Source organism: Streptomyces azureus (assembly GCF_001270025.1).
Lineage (GTDB): Bacteria > Actinomycetota > Actinomycetes > Streptomycetales > Streptomycetaceae > Streptomyces > Streptomyces azureus.
Map to the genome: position 1 here is coordinate 1 of NZ_DF968242.1, position 17,211 is coordinate 17,211.

A 17,211-nucleotide genomic window follows, 5' to 3' on the forward strand; every position below is an offset into this window, starting at 1 on the left:
CAGTTACCGACACGAGTGATCAAGTACGACGAGCCGTTCGAGGCCCGAGGTTAAAGATCAAGCTAGGGGGTGTCCGCAAAGTCCCGCCTGCCCCGCGGCGCCCGGCACGCTTCCCCAAGCTCTTCGAGAGCAGGGGGACCCCACTCGCCGCACCGGTTGAACACCCGCGTACAACCGGTACGCGGCCGTCCGCCCGGCACTCCCTCAAGCTCTTCGAGAAGGGGGGTACCCCCAGAGCACGCACCGAACGCCGCGGGGCCCGCCCTCCGGGCGGACGACGGGACTTGCGGACACCCCCCAGTGGTGGAGTTACTCTCATCCCTGCCCGAGCGCGCCACGAAAGGGAGACGTACGCCCATGGACACCGCCGCCACCGGACTGACCTTCCGCGATGCCACGGACGCCGACGTGGACGAGCTGGTCGCGCTGATCGAGTCGGCGTACCGGGGGGACGCGAGCCGGGCCGGGTGGACCACCGAGGCGGACATCCTCCAGGGGCAGCGGACCGATCCGGAGGGTGTGCTGGCCGTCATCAAGGCGCCCGACGGCCGACTGCTGACGGTGGAGCGGGAGGAGCGGATCGTCGCCTGCTGCCAGCTCGAGCACCGGGGGGAGCACGCCTACTTCGGCATGTTCGCGGTCAGCCCCCGGCTCCAGGGCGAGGGCCTCGGCAAGGTGATCATCACGGAGGCGGAGCGGCTGGCCCGTGAGACGTGGGGCGTGACGGAGATGCACATGACCGTGATCTCCGTACGCGACGACCTCATCGCCTGGTACGAGCGGCGCGGCTACCGCCGAACGGGACGGATGACCCCGTTCCCGTACGGCGACGAGCGCTTCGGGGTTCCGCAGCGCGACGACCTGCAGTTCGAGCTGCTGGTCAAGGAGCTGGCCTAGTCACCAGGGCCTGTCCCGCAACAGGCCCTACGCCGTGAAACGGCCCGTGCGCTTGATGTCCGGGTGGTCGGTGGTCGCGCCGTCCAGACCGAAGGCGCGGACGAGACGCAGGTGGTCCTGCGTGTTCACCACCCAGCCGATGATCCTCAGGTCGGCCTTGCGGGCGCGCTCCACGATCTCCAGGGTGAGCCGCCTGATGTTCAGGCAGACGGTCTCGGCACCGGCTGCGACGGCGCGGTCCACGATGTCGGTGCCGTAGCGGCTGGCGATCAGCGCGGTGCGCACACCCGGCACCAGTGGCTTGATCTCGGCGATCGCCTCGTCGTGGAACGAGGACACCTCCACCCGGCCCGCCAGCCCGCGCCGGTTCATCACCTCGGCCAGGGCCCGCGCCGCCTGGACGTCCTTGATCTCCGCCTGGAGCGGCGTCGATACGGCGTCCAGGACCTCCTCGAAGACCGGCACCCGCTCGCCCCGGCCCGCGTCCAGGGCCCGCAGCTCGGCGAGGGTCTTCTCGGCGATCGCCCCGGTGCCGTCGGTCGTGCGGTCCACGTCCGTGTCGTGCATGACGACGAGCGCGCCGTCCTTGCTCAGATGCAGATCGAGTTCGATGACGTCGAGGCCGGCCTCCTGCGCGGCGACGAAGGACCGGAGGGTGTTCTCGGGTTCCACACCCATGACTCCGCGGTGACCGATGGTGAGGAAGTTCAAGACGCGACTCTCTTCCGTCGACAGGCGGCACTGGGGGCCTGACGGCCCACCTGACCGTATCGCCTGCACCCGCCCTGTGCAGAGGGCGAGGGCATGGTCGGCGTGCGCGCGGGCAGAAGCATGGTCGACAGGAAAAAGTGCGGTGAAGGGCAGGGTAAGGCAGGATATTTTCCCGAGGTGGCCCTTGCTCGGAGGAACCTTGTGTGTATACGGTCGGTGTACGCGAGATTCTCCCGTGGAAGGTGTGACATGACGGAAATTCTTGTGCAGGTGGGTTCGGAGGAATGGGTTCCTCCCGTGACCAGGGTGGTGGAGCACCCGGCATGGCCCGTGCTCAAGGATGCCGTGGAGCGGATCCGGCCATGGCAGTCCAAGGACGGGTCGATCGACTTCGACGCCGAGGGCGCGCCCGACCCGGCCGACGCCGAGCTCGCCGTCCGCCAGGTCACGGACGCGGTCCTGGAGCTCTCCCCGCTGCTCCCGCACGACCGCGCCTACCACGAGGCCCTGGCCAAGGACCTGACCCGGTGGGCCGACGGCGGCTTCCAGGTGCCCGACTTCCTCGACTCGCTGCTGGCCTTCCAGCCCGCCGCCAACCGCGCGGACGGCCTCCAGCACCTGGTCGTCTTCCCGATGTACACGCAGAACGGCAACCCGGACCGCAACCTCGAAGCGGTCGTGCTGCGCATGGTCTGGCCGGACTGGCTGGCCGAACTGGAGCGCACCCGCTACGACAACCCGCTGTTCTGCGGCATCAAGTTCGAGGACTTCACGGCCGGCTACGACACCAACTCCGCGGTGCTCTTCCCCGAGACCATCGCCGTGCGCGAAGCCCCCGAGCGGTTCAGCTGGGGCGGCATCTTCTGCGACCGCGAGGCCGCCCGCTTCCGCCGCGTCACCGACGCCGCCGTCGACATCCTCGGCCTGGAGCTGCCCGAGGACGTCGCCGCGATGGTCCACGACCAGAAGCGCTGCGAGGAGGCGTTCGTCCTGTGGGACATGGTCCACGACCGCACCCACAGCCACGGCGACCTGCCGTTCGACCCGTTCATGATCAAGCAGCGCCAGCCGTTCTGGATGTACGGGCTGGAGGAGCTGCGCTGCGACCTCACCGCCTTCAGGGAGGCCGTGAAGCTCGCGCAGGACGGCGTACCGCAGGCGCGTGACGTGCAGGTCGCGGTGCTCTTCGACCGTATGTTCCGCTTCCCGGTCACCGGCGAGCGCGTGCGCAACTACGACGGCCTCGGCGGCCAGCTCCTCTTCGCCTACCTGCACAGGCACGACGTCGTCCGCTGGACCGACAACAAGCTCTCCATCGACTGGGAGCGGGCCCCGCAGGTCACCAACCAGCTGTGCGCCGAGATCGAGCAGCTGTACCGCGACGGCATCGACCGCCCCAAGCTCGTCCACTGGTTCGCCGGGTACGAGCTCGTCTCCACCTACCTCTCCCCGCACCCGGGATCGAAGTGGGCCAAGGGCCCGGACGCCCTGGATCTGACGCAGCCGCCGCGGAAACTCGTCGATGACGTGCTTCCGGACGAGTTTCCGCTGAGCATGTTCTATGAGGCACTGTCCAAGAAGCTGAAGAACGTGATCGCCTCCACCAAGGGCATCACCGCGGACGGCGCCGAGCGGATCGCCGCGTGAGCGATCGGCGAAGCGAGAACACTGCTCAGGAGGCGAAGACCATGGCGGGGAACGGGGCGCTCAGCGGCGCGGTGATCGCGGTGGCCGGAGCGGGAGGGCCCGCGGGCCGGGCCGCACTGCTCAGGCTGGCCGAGGCGGGGGCCACCGTCATCGGCTCGGACAACGACCCGGAGCGGCTGGCGGAGGCGGTGGACGCGGCGAGCTACGCAACCGGCGGCGCCACCGTCACCGGTGACACGGTCGACCTGCTCGACCTGCGGGCCACTCGCGACTGGGCCACCCGCATCGAGAAGGACTTCGGCCGCGTCGACGGGCTGGTCCATCTCGTCGGCGGCTGGCGCGGCAGCGAGACCTTCACCCGGACCAGCCTCGACGACTGGGACTTCCTGGAGATGCTGCTCGTTCGCACCGTGCAGCACACGTCCCTCGCCTTCCACGAGGCGCTCCAGCGCAGCGACCGCGGCCGGTACGTGCTGATCAGCGCGGCGGGCGCCAGCAAGCCCACCGCGGGCAACGCCGCGTACGCCGCAGGCAAGGCGGCGGCCGAGGCGTGGACGCTGGCCATGGCCGACTACTTCCGCAAGGCCGGGGGTCCCGAGGGCCCGACCTCGGCGGCTGCCATCCTGGTGGTGAAGGCACTGGTGCACGACGCGATGCGCGCCGAGCGACCCAACGCGAAGTTCGCGGGCTTCACGGACGTCAAGGACCTGGCCGAGGCCATCACCGGGGTCTGGGAGAAGCCCGCCGCCGAAGTGAACGGAAACCGTCTGTGGCTTACCGAGAAGCCGTGAACCCGCCGAAGACCGACGCCCGTCGCCATCACGACCCCGAGGTCCGCGGTTTCGCCAGCGACAACTACGCCGGCGTCCACCCGGAGGTCCTCGCCGCCCTGGCCCTGGCCAACGGCGGACACCAGGTCGCGTACGGCGAGGACGCGTACACCGAGAACCTCCAGAGCGTCGTCCGCAGCCACTTCGGGGCCACGGCCGAGGCCTTCCCGGTCTTCAACGGCACCGGCGCCAACGTCGTCGCCCTCCAGGCGGTCACCGACCGCTGGGGCGCGGTGATCTGCGCGGAGAGCGCGCACATCAACGTCGACGAGTGCGGGGCGCCCGAGCGGGTAGGCGGCCTGAAGCTGCTCACCGTGCCCACGCCCGACGGCAAGCTCACACCCGAGCTGATCGACCGGCAGGCGTACGGCTGGGACGACGAGCACCGCGCGATGCCGCAGGTCGTCTCCATCGCCCAGGCCACCGAGCTGGGCACGGTCTACACGCCGGACGAGATACGCGCCCTGTGCGAGCACGCCCACGCGCACGGCATGAAGGTGCACCTGGACGGCTCCCGGCTGGCCAACGCCGCCGCCACGCTGAACGTCCCGATGCGGACGCTCGCGAACGCGGCCGGCGTGGACATCCTCTCCCTGGGCGGCACGAAGAACGGCGCCCTGTTCGGCGAGGCGGTCGTGGTGATCAACCAGGACGCCGTCAGCCACATGAAGCACCTGCGCAAGCTGTCCATGCAGCTCCCCTCCAAAATGCGCTTCGTGTCGGTGCAGCTGGAGGCCCTGCTCGCCCGGGACCTATGGCTGCGCAACGCCCGCCACTCCAACGAGATGGCCCAGCGCCTCGCCGAAGGCGTACGCGCCGTGCACGGCGTGGAGATCCTCTACGCGGTGCAGGCCAACGCGGTGTTCGCCCGCCTGCCGCACGACGTGAGCGAGCGCCTCCAGAAGCGGTTCCGCTTCTACTTCTGGGATGAGGCCGCGGGCGTCGTCCGCTGGATGTGTGCCTTCGACACGACCGAGGAGGACGTGGACGCGTTCGTGGCGGCACTGAAGGAGGAGATGGCCCGCTGAGGCCATCTCCTGGTGGACGCCGTCAGTTGACGACGATCCGCGCGCTGTTGTTGCGCAGGTTCGGGTCGAACTTCCGGATGCTCAGCTCGGGATCGTCGTTGACGGTGGCGACGGTGGTGCGTGCGCCGCGCACCACACGGTCGATCCGCAAGGGGATCTCGAAGGTGTACGACGCCTTTTCATGCAGGTAGATCGGCGTCTTGCAGTAGTGGGTCGTGGGGGACGCGCCGTCCTGCGAGGTCCAGCAGTCCTCCTCCGGCAGCCTCATCACCGTGGTGCCCTCCGGCGCCTGGAACCGCACCGTCGCCACGGCGGCGCCCGCACCCAGCGACGCCACCCAGGCCGGACCGCGGTTGTGCACGGTGACCCGGGCGGTCACGGTGTCACCGGCCGCCCCGCTCACCCTGCTGCCGGTGAGCCTCAGGTCAGCGGTGTTCCGGGCGTTGAGGATGACGGTCCGATAGTTGTCCTGCGGGTCGATGTCGGGGTCCGCTGCCGCGGCCCCGGCGGCGGCCACGGGGTGCAGATCCAGCTCGGCGCCCGTGCCCCGGGTCCACGTCCAGTCGCCGCGCATCTCCTCCAGCGCCTCGTCGGAGTACGGATGGACGGAGTGGTCGAACCGCTCGTACAGCGCCTTCCGGCCCACGCCCAGACCGGTGTTCAGCGCGTACTGCTGCCCGGGTGCCACCGCCTCGTCCAGCACGCACAGGGCGGACGTACCGGTGGGGTGCTCCCGGTACTCGCAGTTGGCGTGCCGCTCCTCGAAACGCAGCCCGTACGAGGCGTTGAGCCACAGCAGTGTGCGCTCCGCGGTGCGGTTTCCGCTGTTGGACAGCGTCGTCCGCACGCTTGTCTCCGAGCCCGGCCGGAGGTCGTGCTGGTCGTCGGCCTGACTGAGGCCGAGGTCCGGCCCGTTGCCCACGCCGATCCGGGTCTCGGCCGGGTGGGCCGTCGCCTCTCCGGCGACGGCCGAGTAGCGCACGTACCCCGAGGCGCCGGCGTCCGCTCCGGGCAGCGCGCGCAGCCCGAACGTGGCGGCCGGCACGCTCTCCGTCCCGGCAGGCATCCCGGGGAAGTCGCAGACCGCCCTGACCTCCGACTCGGGCTCGCAGTTCGCGGGCCACGACACTCGCGCGAAAGAGGCGATCTCGCTGATGTCGACGGTCAGTCGCCCCGTCGGCACACTGCCGTCGGCGACATCGCGGCTGACCTGCACGGCCAGACTGCGCTCACGCGCGCCGCCGCCCGGGTCCGCGCCCGGCAGCACCGTCTCGTACGGCGCGCTGATCCACAGCTGGTTCTCCTGGGCGTGCGCGGGCCCGGCCCCGACTCCGGCCGCCGCCAGGGCGCAGCTCACGAGCGCGGCGCCGAGCAGGCGGTGTGGGTGCTTCATGTCTTCCCCCTTGTCACGGATCTGCAGGCCGAGACTGGTGGCGCGGGGGAAGGGTTGTGGCCGGGCGGGGGGTTGCGGCGGTGTCCAGCCGTTCCTCCCATCGATGCATAGATATGCGATTCGCCGAAAATAAATTGACCTGGGAGTGGTCTCGTCCCTACGCTCTGCCTGTATGCAGCTGATCCAGGAAACCCCCGACCTCTCCGCCTACTTGGTCGCTGACGAGGCGGTAGACCATCACCATCCGCTCGTTCGCGAGACAGCCGTCAAGCTGGCCAGGGGTGTGGCGAACTCGTATGAATATGCGCAGGCGGCGTTCGAGTTCGTGCGCGACACCATTCCGCACTCGCAGGATTCGGGCGATCTCCGTGTCACCTGGCGCGCCTCCGATGTCCTGGAACAGCGCACCGGCATCTGCTACGCCAAGGCCCACGCGCTCGCGGCGCTGCTGCGGGCCGAGGACATCCCGACCGCGTTGTGCTACCAGAGGCTCGACGTGGTGCACGGTCTGGTCGCCGTGCGGTTCGACGGCGCATGGCACCGGCAGGACCCCCCGGGGCAACAAGCCGGGTGTGGACGCGCAGTTCTCCCTCGACGGCGAGCGGCTCGCCTTCACGCCCGACCCGGTGTCGGGTGAGACGGACTGTCCGGTCCTGTATGCCGCGCCTCACCCGGTCGTACTCGACACCCTGAAATCAGCCGACGACCGGCCCCACTTGTGGGAGACACTCCCCACCGCACTCTGAGGCGGGACCCGAGCCCGGGCCGGCCATCCCCGGTGTCAGTGCGCCTCGGCCTCCCGCACCTGCTCCGGCGTCGGAGCAGTGCCGCCGAGGTGGGCCGGCATCCACCAGGTGTCGTCCGGGCCCTTCGGGCGTACGGGATAGGCGCGCTGGGCGGCCTCGAGGAGTTCCTGGACGCGCTCGCGCAGCTGACGGGTGATCGCGCCCGCGTACTTGTCGCGGGAGGCCTCGATCGCCTCGCCGACCCGGATCGTGATGGGGATGTGGCTGCGCTTGAAGTTGCGGGGGTGGCCCTTGGTCCACAGCCGCTGCGTGCCCCACACCGCCATCGGGATCAGCGGGACACCTGCCTCCTGGGCCATGCGCGCGGCACCCGACTTGAAGCTCTTCAGCGTGAACGACTGCGAGATGGTCGCCTCCGGGAAGACCCCGACGATCTCGCCCGACCGCAGTGAGTCCAGGGCGTGCGCGTAGGCCGCCTCGCCCTGCTTGCGGTCCACGGGGATGTGCTTCATCCCGCGCATCAGCGGGCCCGAGATCCTGTGGCGGAAGACGGACTCCTTCGCCATGAAGCGCACGAGACGTTTCTGCGGCAGTGCCGCCAGGCCGTTGAAGACGAAGTCCAGGTAGCTGATGTGGTTGCTCACCAGCACGGCGCCGCCCGAGCGCGGGATGTTCTCCGAACCCTGACAGTCGATCTTGAGGTCCCACGCCTTGAACAGCGTGCGGGCGAAACCGACGACGGGACGGTAGACGAGCTCTGCCATGGGCGGGTCGGACCCTTCCTGCTCTGCCTGGGAAGGGATTCCCAGTGGAAAGTTACGCAGCCGTAGGTTTACGGCTTGTCGAGATCGTGCCCGAAGAACGGCCGGGTAGCCAGTCCCCGTGCCCGGCCATGGAGAGATTCTCGTCACGTCGCCGCCGGACCCCACCTCGTGCTTTTACGTCCGTATTACTTCAGGCCTACCGTCATCCGCCGTACGAGCAGGTACATCTCGCACCCCAGGCAGTACCCGAACACGGCGTTCAGGAAGGCGGCCGCGAGCGCGGCGCCGGTCGCCGCGAGACCCAGCCAGCCGGGCCCCAGGGTGTAGCCGACGAGCCCCAGCCCGGCGAAAACGAGCCCCACCGCCTGGGCGAAACGTGGGGGTTCGGGCGCCTCGAACCCGGTCGGCGGCCCGAGCCGCGGCCGGACGGCCTTCCGGAACAGCAGGCCGTAGGGCGACCGGGTCATCCCACCGGCCGCGCCCAGCAGGAACGCCAGCGTCTGCCACGCCAGCAGCCACGCACTCCCCGTGACCAGAACGGCCGCCAGGACGACGGTCGTCACGGCAGCGCCGAAACGCGGCCCTCTCACATCGATGTCCATGGGAAGCAAGCATTCCGCAGCACGGGTCCGTGGCGGGGGCGGGAATCTTTGCGGTCTCGTGAACGCTTGCAGCAGGTGATGACCGGACTGGTGGTGTGCGTGCTGGTGCTCGCGCTGGCGAGCGCCTACGGAGTGCTGCAACGGCGGCGGAGCGGGAGAGTGCGGGTGCGCGGGCGGGACGACGGCAAGCGGCTGGACGCGGCCGAACTGGGTGCGGAGCTCGGTGAGCGGGCCACACTCGTGCAGTTCTCCAGCGCGTTCTGCGCGCCCTGCCGGGCGACCCGGCGGGTCCTCGGCGAGGTCGCCGGCATGGTCCCGGGCGTGACACACGTCGAGATCGACGCCGAGGCCCACCTGGACCTCGTACGACGGCTGGACATCCTCAAGACCCCGACCGTGCTGGTTCTCGACGCCGATGGCCGGGTGGTGCGGCGGGCCGCCGGCCAGCCGCGCAAGGCCGATGTGATCGCCGCGCTGGGGGAGGCGGTGTGAGGGACGCGACGCGGTCAGTGAGCCAGCTCCCACATCAGGGAACGAACTTGACTGCGCCGACCATTTATCGTCAGCCTGACCCCATGCCTGCGGACCTTCTCGCCACGCCCGACCTCCTGCGCTCGGTCTTCCGGCGGCACGCGGCGGGGGTCGCCGTGATCACCGCCCGTGGCGACGCCGGTCCGGTCGGCTTCACCGCCACCTCCCTCGCCTCCGTCTCCGCCGAGCCGCCCCTGCTCTCCTTCGGGGTCGGCGCCGGCTCCTCCAGCTGGCCCGCGATCGCGGAGGCCGGCCATGTCGGCGTTCACATCCTCGGCGAGCATCAGCAGGAGCTGGCCGCCACCTTCGCCCGCAGCGGAGCCGACCGTTTCGCGCCGCCCACCGCCTGGCATGAGGGGCCTGAGGGAGTCCCCGTGCTCGACGGCGTGCTGGCCTGGCTGGTGGGCCGGGTCGTCACGCGCGTGCCCGCCGGGGACCACCGGATCGTGATCGCGGAGGTCGTGCTCGGCGACCCCACGGGCACCGGTCGGCCGCTCCTCTACCACCAGGGACGTTTCAACCGCCTGCGCGACTGATCCACGTGTCCCCTGGGCTGCGGGACCGTCGAGTTCCGGTTACGCTGCGTTGCGAAGGTCACAGTTCAAAGCGCTTGCTTAGCGGGAACGAACTAGGTGTACTGGCGAGTAATATTTCGCTCGGAGCGTGGGTCGCCCCGACCGGGATCGGCCGCTTGAGGCGCCTATGCTGCCTGCAAGTAGGCAGCATGGAAATGACGATGCAGTAGGAGAGCCGGCGTGAGCTTGAGGATCGTTGTCACTGTGAAGTACGTGCCCGACGCCACTGGCGACCGGCACTTCGCCGATGACCTGACCGTCGACCGGGACGACGTGGACGGTCTGCTCTCCGAGCTCGACGAGTACGCGGTCGAGCAGGCGCTGCAGATCTCCGAGAACTCCGACGACGACGTGGAGATCACCGTCCTGACGGTGGGCCCCGAGGACGCCAAGGATGCCCTGCGCAAGGCGCTGTCCATGGGCGCCGACAAGGCGATCCACGTCGAGGACGACGACATCCACGGCACCGACGCCATCGGCACCTCCCTGATCCTGGCCAAGGCCGTCGAGAAGGCCGGCTACGACCTGGTGATCTCCGGCATGGCCTCCACCGACGGCACCATGGGCGTCGTCCCCGCGCTGCTCGCCGAGCGTCTGGGCGTGCCGCAGGTGACCCTGCTCTCCGAGGTGTCGGTCGAGGACGGCACGGTCACGGGCCGCCGCGACGGCGACGCCGCTTCCGAGAACCTTCAGGCCTCCCTGCCGGCGGTCGTGTCGGTCACCGACCAGTCGGGCGAGGCGCGTTACCCGTCCTTCAAGGGCATCATGGCGGCCAAGAAGAAGCCGGTTCAGTCCTGGGACCTGTCCGACCTCGACATCGAGGCCGAGGAGGTCGGCCTGGAGGGCGCCTACACCACGGTCGAGAACGTGGCCGAGCGCCCGGCCCGTACCGCGGGCACGATCGTCAAGGACGAGGGCGAGGGCGGCAAGCAGCTCGCTGAGTTCCTCGCGGGCCAGAAGTTCATCTGAGCCCGGCATTCGCTGACCGCCCCTCATCTTTCGCAAGCAGGAGAGAAGAAGTCCCATGGCTGAAGTTCTCGTCTACGTCGACCACGTGGACGGTGCCGTCCGCAAGCCCACCCTGGAGCTGCTGACCCTGGCCCGCCGCATCGGCGAGCCGGTCGCCGTCGCGCTGGGCAACGGCGCCGCCGGCACCGCCGCCGCGCTCGCCGAGCACGGCGCGGTGAAGGTCCTCACGCACGAGGCCGCCGAGTACGCCGACTACCTGGTCGTACCGAAGGTGGACGCCCTCCAGGCCGCGGTTGCCGAGGTGTCCCCGGCGGCCGTGCTGGTCCCCTCCTCCGCCGAGGGCAAGGAGATCGCCGCCCGTCTGGCGCTGCGGCTGGGCTCCGGCATCATCACCGACGCCGTCGACCTGGAGGCCGGCGACGAGGGCCCGGTGGCCACGCAGTCGGTGTTCGCCGCGTCCTTCACCACCAAGTCCCGTGTCTCCAAGGGCACCCCGGTCATCACGGTGAAGCCGAACAGCGCGGCCGTCGAGGCCGCCCCGGCCGCCGGTGCGGTCGAGGCGCTGTCCGTGACCTTCTCCGACCAGGCCACCGGCACGAAGGTCACCGGTCGCACGCCGCGTGAGTCGACGGGCCGGCCGGAGCTGACCGAGGCCGCGATCGTGGTCTCCGGTGGCCGTGGCGTCAACGGCGCGGAGAACTTCGCGATCATCGAGGCGCTCGCCGACTCGCTCGGCGCGGCCGTCGGTGCCTCGCGCGCCGCGGTGGACGCCGGCTGGTACCCGCACACCAACCAGGTCGGCCAGACCGGCAAGTCCGTCTCGCCGCAGCTGTACATCGCCTCGGGCATCTCCGGCGCGATCCAGCACCGTGCCGGTATGCAGACCTCGAAGACGATCGTGGCGATCAACAAGGACGCCGAGGCCCCGATCTTCGACCTCGTCGACTACGGTGTCGTGGGCGACCTCTTCGACGTCGTCCCGCAGCTCACCGACGAGATCAAGACCCGCAAGGGCTGATCGCCTCCCGGCCGCAGCAGGCCCCCGTGACCACGCCGGTCACGGGGGCCTCGTCGTCACCTCGGCTGTGTCACCTCGGCCGTCACATCAGCCGGAGCGAGGCCTGCACCGGCAGATGGTCGCTCGGGTACTGCCCGTTCAGCGCGAACGTGTTGATCGCCGCGCGGTGCACCGTGACGCCCGGCGTGGCCAGGATCCAGTCGATGCGGGCGCCGCCGGGCACCAGCGGCTTGTACCCGTGGAAGGTCCCGTAGAGCTCGCCGCGCTCGGCCGCCGCGTCCCAGGTGTCCACGAGCCCGGCGCCCAGCATCGTGTCGTAGACCGGATTCCCGTGCGCCGCGACGTTGAAGTCGCCCGTCACGATCACCGGGAGCGAGCGGTCCAGCCCGGTTATCCGCTGCGCCGTGAGGGACGCGGCACGCTCGCGTGCGTACTGGCTCGCGTTGTCCAGATGCGTGTCGAGGACGTAGAACTCCGGGCCGCCGTCGCGCAGATCGCGGAAGCGCACCCAGGTGACCATGCGGATCGAGGCGTTGCCCCAGGTGTTGGAGGCGATCACGTTCGGGGTGTCGGAGAGCCAGAAGTGGTCGTACTCGACCGCGGCGAGCCGGCGGGTGTCGTAGAAGATCGCCATGAACTCGTCGCGGCTGCCGCCGGCGCGTCCGGTGCCGATCCACTCGTAGTGCGCTCCGAGGTCGGCCTCGATGTCCTGTAACTGCTGGTAGAGGCCCTCCTGGGTGCCGATGACATGCGGGCGCTCGCGGCGCAGCAGGGCGCGCATCACCGGTCTGCGGGCGGCCCAGCTGTTGGGTTCGGCCGTACTGGCGAAGCGGAGGTTGAACGACATGACCTCCAGGCGGCCGTCCGCGCGCCCCTCGGCCGTGGCGGACACGGAGGAGACTGCTGTACTGGAGAGCGGCAGGGCGACCGCGCCGGCCAGCGCGGTCTTCAGGCCCAGGCGGCGCGTGACTCGGAAGTGCGGCACAGGGGCTCCTTCTGTGGCGGCTCACGGGCGAGTCGGGCGTACGGAGGTGTGGAGATGGTGCGGTTCCGAGGTAAACGGTGCCAGATGGACGTGAACATGCCGAGATGGCGGAGTGGATCGGCACGTAAGACGGTGTTGACCAGCGTGAAGGTCGGCCGATAACTTCGCTTTACGGATTGTTGATTCCGTACAGCGGAAAACAGGAGGGTCTCGGAATGGGTCAGGGGCAGCAGGAGAAGGTGGCGACGAGCCTGGCGGGCGCCGTCAGCGAGGAGATCAGCGCCTCCCTCGCCCCGGTCGACGCCGAGCTGGAGCGCCGCTACCCCGGAGACCCCGGCACCCGCCAGCCCGTCCACACCGTCTACGTCCCCGGCGACGTCTTCGCCGCCGACACGATCCGCTCCTGGGGCGACCGTGCCCTGGCCGCCCTCGACGAACACGCCCCCGACGCCGCGTCCTTCGCAGCCGTCCTCGGCCTGGCCGACGAACTCGCCGAGCCCGTGCACGCGCGCGTGCGCGCCAAGCTGGAGCGCGAGCCGATCGAGGACCTGCGTGTCGACTTCGAGGACGGCTACGGCAACCGCCCCGACGCCGAGGAGGACGAGGCCGCCGCCCGCGCCGCCCGGCTGATCGCCGAGGCGTACGAGGACGGCACCGCGGCCCCCTGCATGGGCATCCGCATGAAGTGCATGGAGGCGCCCGTACGCGCCCGGGGCATCCGCACCCTCGACATCTTCCTCACCGGCCTGATGGAGGCCGGAGGCCTGCCCGGCGGGCTGGTCCTCACCCTGCCGAAGGTGACCTACGCCGAGCAGGTCACCGCCATGGCGCGGCTGCTGGACGCCTTCGAGAAGACGCACGGGCTGGAGCCCGGCCGGATCGGCTTCGAGATACAGATCGAGACCAGCCAGTCCATCCTCGCCGCCGACGGCACCGCCACCGTCGCCCGCATGATCCAGGCCGCCGAGGGCCGCGCCACCGGCCTGCACTACGGCACCTTCGACTACAGCGCCTGCCTCGGCGTCTCCGCCGCCCACCAGGCCAGCGACCACCCGGCCGCCGACCACGCCAAGGCCGTCATGCAGGTCGCCGCGGCCGGCACCGGCGTCCGCGTCTCGGACGGCTCCACCAACGTCCTGCCCATCGGCCCGACCGAGAAGGTGCACGCCGCCTGGCGCCTGCACTACGGCCTCACCCGCCGCGCCCTGGCCCGCGCCTACTACCAGGGCTGGGACATGCACCCGGGCCACATCCCCACCCGCTACGCGGCCGTCTTCGCCTTCTACCGCGAGGGCTTCGAGCAAGCCGCCGCCCGTCTCGCCCGCTACGCGGGCCGCACCGGCGGTGACGTCATGGACGAACCCGCCACCGCCAAGGCCCTCAGCGGCTACCTGCTGCGCGGCCTGGACTGCGGCGCCCTGGACATCGGGGAGGTCGCCCGGCTGACCGGCCTGACCCGCGCCGACCTGGAGACCTTCGCGGTGCCCCGGCGGGGGGAACTGACGGCGTCCGCCTGACGGCTTCTTCCCTCGGTCCGGCCCGCACGTACCGGCACTGTCACAGCCGTCACCACCGGCTGTCGCTGTCACCGCCGCCCCGTAGTCTGTACGCCACGCACGGACGTGTCGGTGGATCCGGTGGGGTCAGAGGAACGGGGCAGCGGTGTCAACGGGGGAGTACGGGCAGGCGGAGGGGGCCGGCCGGCTGCTGGCAGGCCGTTATCGCGTCACCGCCCAGCTGGGGCGCGGCGGCATGGGCGTCGTCTGGAAGGCCGTCGACGAGGTCCTCGGCCGTGAGGTGGCCGTCAAGGAACTGCGCACCTACACCGACGCGGCCGGCCCCGAACTGGCCGGTCTGCGCGTGCGGATGCAGCGCGAGGCGCGTGCGGCGGCCCGGGTGCGCCACACCGGAGTCATCGCCGTGCACGACATCGCCGAGGTCGACGGCCGCCCCCTCATCGTCATGGAGCTGGTCGACGGGCCGTCCCTGGACGACGTACTGCGCGAGCGCGGCCCACTGGACGCGCGCGAGGCGGCCGGGATCGGCGCGAAGGTCATGGACGCCCTGGCCGCCGCCCACCGCGCGGGCGTCCTGCACCGCGACGTGAAGCCCGGCAACATCCTGCTCGACCGCTCGGGCCGGGTCGTCCTCACCGACTTCGGCATCGCCACCATGGACGACCCGGGCGACGGTTCGGCCACGCACCTCACCCGCAGCGGCGAACTCGTCGGCTCCCTCGACTACCTGGCCCCCGAGCGGGCCCAGGGCGCCGACCCGGGCCCGGCCTCCGACATCTGGGCCCTGGGCGCCACGCTGTACGCGGCCGTCGAGGGCACCTCGCCGTTCCGCCGTACGTCCACGTTCTCGACGCTCACCGCGATCGTCTCCGAGCCGCTGCCCGAGCCCCGGCGCGCCGGTCCTCTCGGCTCCATCCTCCAGCAGCTGCTGGACAAGCGCCCCGAGGGCCGTCCGGAGGCCGACCAGGCCCACGAGATGCTCCAGAGGGTGGCGGACACGGGCGGCACGGACACGCCGACGTCCGCATTGCGAGGCCCTGCGGCTTCGCCCCGGCCCCCGCGCCCGGAGACGGAACGCAGTGTCCCGTCGGTACCGCCGGGCTTCGGACCACCACAGCACATGCGGCCGGGCGCCACCGGACCCCAGGATGCCCCGGGCACACCGGGCTCCGGCACGGCTGCCGCCCTCGGAACCACCGGCACCCCAGGAGCGACGGCCTCCGACGCGGCAGGACAGCCCGGCGCGGGCTCGGGGCTCGGCTCGGATGGCTCGGCGGCCGGTTCGCAGGGCTCGGGGTCCGGCTCGGATGGCTCGGGGCACAGTCCACACGACACAGGGCCGGGCTCGCACGGCCCGAGACACGGCCGGCAGGGTTCAGGGGCCCCCTCGCACGGCTCGGGCGCTGGTCCGCACACCGCAGGGCCCGGCCCGCACGGCTTCGGGCCGGCCGGCCCGGGCAGCCCCGCCCCCGGTGCCTCCGCTGCCACAGGTCCGATGAACTCCCGCGCCACGCCTCGCCGGAAGGCCCGTGTCCTCCTCGCGGCCGCGGCCGCCACCGTCGTCCTCGCGGCGGCGGGTACCACGGTCGCCCTGCTCATCGACTCCGACGGCAAGGACACGGGCGCGCGGACCGACGCCGCCCGTGCGGATGCCGCTGCCTCGGCGGGCGGGTCCGGTCGTACCGATGACGGTTCGAACGCCCCCAGGCCCGAGGGACAGGGCGACGAGAGGGGCAAGGCCCCGTCGGAGAAGCCCGGGGACGAGAAGAAGCCGGAGCCCACCGGCCGGGCGACCACCTCGGCCCCCGCCAAGTCCTCCGGCGGCACCACCGGCGACACGACCGGAGGGACGTCGGGCGGCACCTCCGCAGGCGGCGGCACCGGCGGCGGTTCCGGCGACGGCGGTACGACAGGCGGCGGAACCACCACCGAGGCACCCGTCTGCCACGCCATCGGCGGCGGCAAGTACAACTGCACGGTCTGGAAGACCGCGGACTCCTACACCGCCTCCGGCACCAAGGCCGGCGTCCTCAAGGCCGGCACCAACTACTTCTACTGCCAGCAGAACCTGGGCCGGCGGGAGACCGACGGCCAGTGGACCAACATCTGGTGGGCCAAGACGGACGACGACAGCGGCAACACGGACGTCTGGGTCAGCGACGTCTACATCAAGGGCGGTGACAACGACGCGCCCGTACCCGGGCTCCCGGTCTGCTGAGCGCGCAGCGACACCGCCGCGTACCGCTCCAGCCCCGACGCCGTCACCAGCTTCTCCTCGACGAACAGCCGCGTGCCCCGCTCGCACAGCCGCCGGTCGGAGCGGGCCCGCGCGGAGAACTCCTCGGGCACGACGCCGAACAGCTCCCGCAAGCGCGGCAGGCCGACGAGCAGTTCGGTGAGCAGCACCCGCTGGCCCGGGTGGGTGCGCGGCACACCGGTGCCGTCGTGCAGGACGCCGTGCCGGTTGACGTACGCGTACGCACCGGCCAGGCGGGTGCCGTCCGCGAGGTCGACGCGCACGTCGGGCGAGGGCAGCCAGGCACGGTCGTAGTTGCCGGCCGGCAGCGGCACGCCCTCGCTCGCGTCGATCACGGCGAGCTGCTCGGCGTCGAGCCAGATGACGAACAACTCCCGCACGGTGTCGGGCGCGCTGACCGGCGAGGCCGACACGTACCCCATGCGGCTCACATGCGCCGACACACCCGCGTCGACGCCCGTCACCCGGGCCTTCACCATCGGGATCGGCGACATGATCCCGAACTCCGCCATCTTGTGCCGCAGTTGCCCTGGGCAGGCGTTCGAGCCGATGGCGAGAACCGGCGTGCGGTCCTCGTGCACCAGCCGGTCCAGCGGCAGGAAGCGGTCCCCGTCGAGGAGCCCGGAATCGGCGGGCCACGCGCCCGGGTAGAGCAGGGGGTGCTCGCGCGGCGCATCGGCCAGACCGAGTGCTCGCAGTGTGCGATCGGTGACGTGCTCCATGCGCTCCATGTGCTCCGTA

Annotated in this window: 16 protein-coding genes and 1 pseudogene; 11 read left to right on the top strand and 6 right to left on the bottom strand. The window is 70.9% G+C overall.

What is annotated here, in order from left to right:
* Positions 1–357: 357 nt before the first annotated feature.
* Positions 358–897 (top strand): GNAT family N-acetyltransferase, encoded by a 540-nt coding sequence (locus tag AOQ53_RS11920; RefSeq protein WP_059416991.1) that lies wholly within the window; start codon positions 358–360, stop codon positions 895–897.
* A gap of 27 nt (positions 898–924) precedes the next feature.
* Here AOQ53_RS11920 and AOQ53_RS11925 read toward each other — a convergent pair whose 3' ends face one another.
* Positions 925–1,608: a glycerophosphodiester phosphodiesterase gene (locus tag AOQ53_RS11925; RefSeq protein WP_059416992.1), complete on the bottom strand. Its 684-nt coding sequence runs from the start codon at positions 1,606–1,608 to the stop codon at positions 925–927.
* 249 nt (positions 1,609–1,857) lie between these two features.
* Here AOQ53_RS11925 and AOQ53_RS11930 point away from each other — a divergent pair, with 249 nt between their 5' ends.
* From AOQ53_RS11930 to AOQ53_RS11940, 3 genes are read left to right on the top strand one after another with little or no spacing between them, the layout of a single operon-like run.
* The gene (locus tag AOQ53_RS11930; protein WP_059416993.1) at positions 1,858–3,255 is read left to right on the top strand and encodes a DUF6421 family protein; all 1,398 of its coding nucleotides are present in this window, start codon (positions 1,858–1,860) and stop codon (positions 3,253–3,255) included.
* A gap of 41 nt (positions 3,256–3,296) precedes the next feature.
* Positions 3,297–4,046 carry an SDR family oxidoreductase gene (locus AOQ53_RS11935; RefSeq protein ID WP_059416994.1) on the top strand — a complete coding sequence of 250 codons (750 nt, stop codon included), beginning with the start codon at positions 3,297–3,299 and terminating at the stop codon, positions 4,044–4,046.
* Positions 4,043–5,113 carry a threonine aldolase family protein gene (locus AOQ53_RS11940; RefSeq protein WP_059416995.1) on the top strand — a complete coding sequence of 357 codons (1,071 nt, stop codon included), beginning with the start codon at positions 4,043–4,045 and terminating at the stop codon, positions 5,111–5,113. The genes AOQ53_RS11935 and AOQ53_RS11940 overlap by 4 nt, the downstream gene beginning before the upstream one ends.
* A gap of 22 nt (positions 5,114–5,135) precedes the next feature.
* Here the strand turns inward: AOQ53_RS11940 and AOQ53_RS11945 are convergent, their stop codons facing one another.
* Positions 5,136–6,506 (bottom strand): hypothetical protein, encoded by a 1,371-nt coding sequence (locus AOQ53_RS11945; protein WP_059416996.1) that lies wholly within the window; start codon positions 6,504–6,506, stop codon positions 5,136–5,138.
* A gap of 172 nt (positions 6,507–6,678) precedes the next feature.
* Here AOQ53_RS11945 and AOQ53_RS11950 point away from each other — a divergent pair.
* A pseudogene (locus AOQ53_RS11950) lies at positions 6,679–7,252 on the top strand (transglutaminase domain-containing protein).
* A 35-nt stretch (positions 7,253–7,287) separates the two neighbouring features.
* Here AOQ53_RS11950 and AOQ53_RS11955 read toward each other — a convergent pair.
* Together AOQ53_RS11955 and AOQ53_RS11960 are read right to left on the bottom strand one after the other, a co-directional pair.
* Positions 7,288–8,016 (bottom strand): lysophospholipid acyltransferase family protein, encoded by a 729-nt coding sequence (locus AOQ53_RS11955; RefSeq protein WP_059416997.1) that lies wholly within the window; start codon positions 8,014–8,016, stop codon positions 7,288–7,290.
* Positions 8,017–8,201: 185 nt separating this feature from the next.
* Positions 8,202–8,618: a DUF4395 domain-containing protein gene (locus tag AOQ53_RS11960; RefSeq protein ID WP_059416998.1), complete on the bottom strand. Its 417-nt coding sequence runs from the start codon at positions 8,616–8,618 to the stop codon at positions 8,202–8,204.
* Positions 8,619–8,696: 78 nt separating this feature from the next.
* Here AOQ53_RS11960 and AOQ53_RS11965 point away from each other — a divergent pair, with 78 nt between their 5' ends.
* The 4 genes from AOQ53_RS11965 (at position 8,697) to AOQ53_RS11980 (ending at position 11,711) form a co-directional block, all read left to right on the top strand.
* Complete coding sequence (locus AOQ53_RS11965) at positions 8,697–9,110, top strand: thioredoxin family protein (RefSeq protein WP_059416999.1); 414 nt, start codon at positions 8,697–8,699, stop codon at positions 9,108–9,110.
* A gap of 83 nt (positions 9,111–9,193) precedes the next feature.
* Positions 9,194–9,685, top strand: coding sequence for a flavin reductase family protein (locus AOQ53_RS11970; protein WP_059417000.1), 492 nt, complete (start codon positions 9,194–9,196; stop codon positions 9,683–9,685).
* Between the two features lie 219 nt (positions 9,686–9,904).
* Positions 9,905–10,693 (top strand): electron transfer flavoprotein subunit beta/FixA family protein, encoded by a 789-nt coding sequence (locus tag AOQ53_RS11975; protein WP_059417001.1) that lies wholly within the window; start codon positions 9,905–9,907, stop codon positions 10,691–10,693.
* Positions 10,694–10,748: 55 nt separating this feature from the next.
* Positions 10,749–11,711, top strand: coding sequence for an electron transfer flavoprotein subunit alpha/FixB family protein (locus AOQ53_RS11980; protein WP_059417002.1), 963 nt, complete (start codon positions 10,749–10,751; stop codon positions 11,709–11,711).
* Positions 11,712–11,793: 82 nt separating this feature from the next.
* Here the strand turns inward: AOQ53_RS11980 and AOQ53_RS11985 are convergent, their stop codons facing one another.
* Entirely contained in the window at positions 11,794–12,696 is a 903-nt protein-coding gene (locus AOQ53_RS11985; protein WP_059417003.1) for an endonuclease/exonuclease/phosphatase family protein, read from the bottom strand.
* A 215-nt stretch (positions 12,697–12,911) separates the two neighbouring features.
* Here AOQ53_RS11985 and AOQ53_RS11990 point away from each other — a divergent pair, with 215 nt between their 5' ends.
* On the top strand, positions 12,912–14,213 hold the full coding sequence (locus AOQ53_RS11990) for a DUF6986 family protein (RefSeq protein WP_059417004.1): 1,302 nt from the start codon (positions 12,912–12,914) through the stop codon (positions 14,211–14,213).
* 145 nt (positions 14,214–14,358) lie between these two features.
* Positions 14,359–16,431, top strand: a complete 2,073-nt coding sequence (locus tag AOQ53_RS11995; protein ID WP_059417005.1) for a serine/threonine-protein kinase — start codon at positions 14,359–14,361, stop codon at positions 16,429–16,431.
* Here AOQ53_RS11995 and AOQ53_RS12000 read toward each other — a convergent pair.
* Positions 16,377–17,192 carry a hypothetical protein gene (locus tag AOQ53_RS12000; RefSeq protein WP_099054584.1) on the bottom strand — a complete coding sequence of 272 codons (816 nt, stop codon included), beginning with the start codon at positions 17,190–17,192 and terminating at the stop codon, positions 16,377–16,379. The two genes, AOQ53_RS11995 and AOQ53_RS12000, sit on opposite strands and share 55 nt — an antisense overlap.
* Positions 17,193–17,211: the final 19 nt, after the last annotated feature.

What these genes read in the sequence shown, in the direction of transcription:
- AOQ53_RS11960 (WP_059416998.1), bottom strand. Translation starts at nt 8,618, where the DNA reads ATGGACATCGATGTGAGAGGGCCGCGTTTCGGCGCTGCCGTGACGACC.
- AOQ53_RS11955 (WP_059416997.1), bottom strand. Translation starts at nt 8,016, where the DNA reads ATGGCAGAGCTCGTCTACCGTCCCGTCGTCGGTTTCGCCCGCACGCTG.
- AOQ53_RS11965 (WP_059416999.1), top strand. Translation starts at nt 8,697, where the DNA reads ATGACCGGACTGGTGGTGTGCGTGCTGGTGCTCGCGCTGGCGAGCGCC.
- AOQ53_RS11980 (WP_059417002.1), top strand. Translation starts at nt 10,749, where the DNA reads ATGGCTGAAGTTCTCGTCTACGTCGACCACGTGGACGGTGCCGTCCGC.
- AOQ53_RS11920 (WP_059416991.1), top strand. Translation starts at nt 358, where the DNA reads ATGGACACCGCCGCCACCGGACTGACCTTCCGCGATGCCACGGACGCC.
- AOQ53_RS11935 (WP_059416994.1), top strand. Translation starts at nt 3,297, where the DNA reads ATGGCGGGGAACGGGGCGCTCAGCGGCGCGGTGATCGCGGTGGCCGGA.
- AOQ53_RS11990 (WP_059417004.1), top strand. Translation starts at nt 12,912, where the DNA reads ATGGGTCAGGGGCAGCAGGAGAAGGTGGCGACGAGCCTGGCGGGCGCC.
- AOQ53_RS11945 (WP_059416996.1), bottom strand. Translation starts at nt 6,506, where the DNA reads ATGAAGCACCCACACCGCCTGCTCGGCGCCGCGCTCGTGAGCTGCGCC.
- AOQ53_RS11930 (WP_059416993.1), top strand. Translation starts at nt 1,858, where the DNA reads ATGACGGAAATTCTTGTGCAGGTGGGTTCGGAGGAATGGGTTCCTCCC.
- AOQ53_RS11970 (WP_059417000.1), top strand. Translation starts at nt 9,194, where the DNA reads ATGCCTGCGGACCTTCTCGCCACGCCCGACCTCCTGCGCTCGGTCTTC.
- AOQ53_RS12000 (WP_099054584.1), bottom strand. Translation starts at nt 17,192, where the DNA reads ATGGAGCACGTCACCGATCGCACACTGCGAGCACTCGGTCTGGCCGAT.